This window comes from Shewanella algicola (genome assembly GCF_014648035.1).
GTDB classification, from domain to species: Bacteria; Pseudomonadota; Gammaproteobacteria; order Enterobacterales; family Shewanellaceae; genus Shewanella; species Shewanella algicola.
This window is the reverse complement of record NZ_BMQI01000126.1, coordinates 1-1,983: the sequence shown is the minus strand read 5'-3', so window position 1 is coordinate 1,983 and position 1,983 is coordinate 1. Positions and strand designations below refer to the sequence as shown.

Below are 1,983 nucleotides of genomic sequence, written 5' to 3'. Positions count from 1 at the left end.
AAGAAGACATAACCTTAGATGGGATTTATGTCAGACTTAATACTTAAGGTCCAGTGTATGAAGAATAGTAAGCGTACTATTATCCTTTAGTTTAAACTTCATATTTTTAGGAAAATGATCTTCAATTAAGGTCGATATCATTTCATTGAAAATGATACCATTCTCAGGTACTGTCTTTATCCAAGTTCCATACTGATATAATTTCACTTCCAGACCTGCTGTAATAAAACTTCCTGACGACTTCACAAGAAAATACTCAATCCATGTTTTATCTTTTGGCATTTTACTTATAATACTAGTCTCTCCAGCAGATAAATAAATTGGGGCACAATCAAATTCAGAGTCAAACCTCATCAAATCTAGACTTTTATTTAACGCGTCTGATTCAATATGACCAATTTTTAAAAGGTGGTCATCTAAAACCTTTCTAACTTCCAAATCTATAGACATAGCCATTCACTTCTCCATTTTTAAAAATAAAATATTAAAAAATCCATAAACCTCTGCTTAAGCAATTTAAACATCTAACTGTGATGCATAAAATAATTATAAGTTACTTTTATCATCATATTGTTCATAACCATTTAAGAATCTTCATTTTTCACAATATATGGTTCTGCCTTCAAGTTCCACAACTTTGAGTCAAGACCGCATTTATATAATTTAATTTTTAGATCCGTAGCCCACTGCACGGCCTTCATCTTATTTTCTTGGTTCACACGAAGCCCTAAATAAGCTGAAACAATAGATTCTGGCCGAATATTTAGACAATCCAAGGGTCTTTCTTTATCCTTACTTCCTATATTTGTGCGATTAAATACATCTGAACCCACATTATATTCACCAAAAACTTGTTCTCCATCAGGGTATCCGCCAATACTTTTTACAACTCTAACTTCCTCTTCATATGCCCAATCTAAAGATTTATGTAGAAAAGCTAATTTGTAAAACTCATAACAATCATGAGAGAATTTTATAGCCGTTAAATAATTACGTAAATCATTTGAATAAGACAGGCTTATCTCTTCAATAGGCTTATTAGACGTGTAAATTACATCACCATACTGAGCAGGTATAAGACATGTATCTGTATTACATAAACCCGCTTTCTCTGCATCTATCTCAAGCACAACACCTTGATGTGAGTCACCGTAATGAGCCCACATTAAAGAGTTTAAGGGTTGCCGTGTAAAAGAAAGCACTGCATATTTTGAGTTTAGCCTTGAACGCAAACGTTCGTCTGCATTAATATAACCACCTTCGAATGGGTCATTAAGAAAACGCATTCCACTAAAACCTATTGAGGATTGGCTTATAATTTTCTCAGCAGAATCAAAAGGGACATATTTATATACTATCAAAGCTAAACCCTCATAAAAAATCTTAAATATGCTTTCAATTCATCAAATTCAATAAGTTATGTAACTCGATCATTTTAGATATATCTTTCTTATCTATTTCGCTCAAAATCTTATCTGAATTACGTTTTCCATAAAATCTGATTGCCGAGCTAGTTGAATTTGACACTTTCAACGCCAAATCCCAAGACTCTGAATTCATAGGGGAAATAGTCTGTTCAAAAACATTACGACCAAAATTATCACGGTTAAAGCTTGCAACTACTGTATCAGTCTTAAAGCTGTCAATTGCCATTGTATATCTTTCAGCAAAAATCCAGTTATCACCAAAATATCGTATTTCGTAGTAGAAAGAGACTTTATTACTGACCCCGTTAACAACTGCTCTAATTTTATATGGTGAAGATAGGTTTTCCCCTCTAGCTGAGATTATATAATTACCTTCAAAAGTATCTTTAGTTATTACCATTTCTGAAAGCAAAGGTAAAAGTTCGGCGTTATTATTTAATTTTTTTAGGAGTTCTTTTAGCATGTCCAGCTGCTTTTCGCTAAGTTCCTTCCCCAGGGCGGGATTAAGCTTTGTTAAATCTTTTAACCAAAGAAAATCTCGCTCCTAAAATCGCCA

Annotated in this window: 3 protein-coding genes; all 3 read right to left on the bottom strand. The window is 33.1% G+C overall.

The features are described 5' to 3' along the window. Positions 1-36: 36 nt before the first annotated feature. A complete protein-coding gene (locus tag IEY42_RS22005) occupies positions 37-456 on the bottom strand; it encodes a hypothetical protein (protein ID WP_188927301.1) in 420 nt (139 codons plus the stop codon). Between the two features lie 128 nt (positions 457-584). Further along, positions 585-1,361 carry a DUF2971 domain-containing protein gene (locus tag IEY42_RS22000; RefSeq protein ID WP_188927300.1) on the bottom strand — a complete coding sequence of 259 codons (777 nt, stop codon included), beginning with the start codon at positions 1,359-1,361 and terminating at the stop codon, positions 585-587. 34 nt (positions 1,362-1,395) lie between these two features. After that, a complete protein-coding gene (locus tag IEY42_RS21995) occupies positions 1,396-1,890 on the bottom strand; it encodes a hypothetical protein (protein WP_188927299.1) in 495 nt (164 codons plus the stop codon). Between the last annotated feature and the right edge of the window lie 93 nt (positions 1,891-1,983).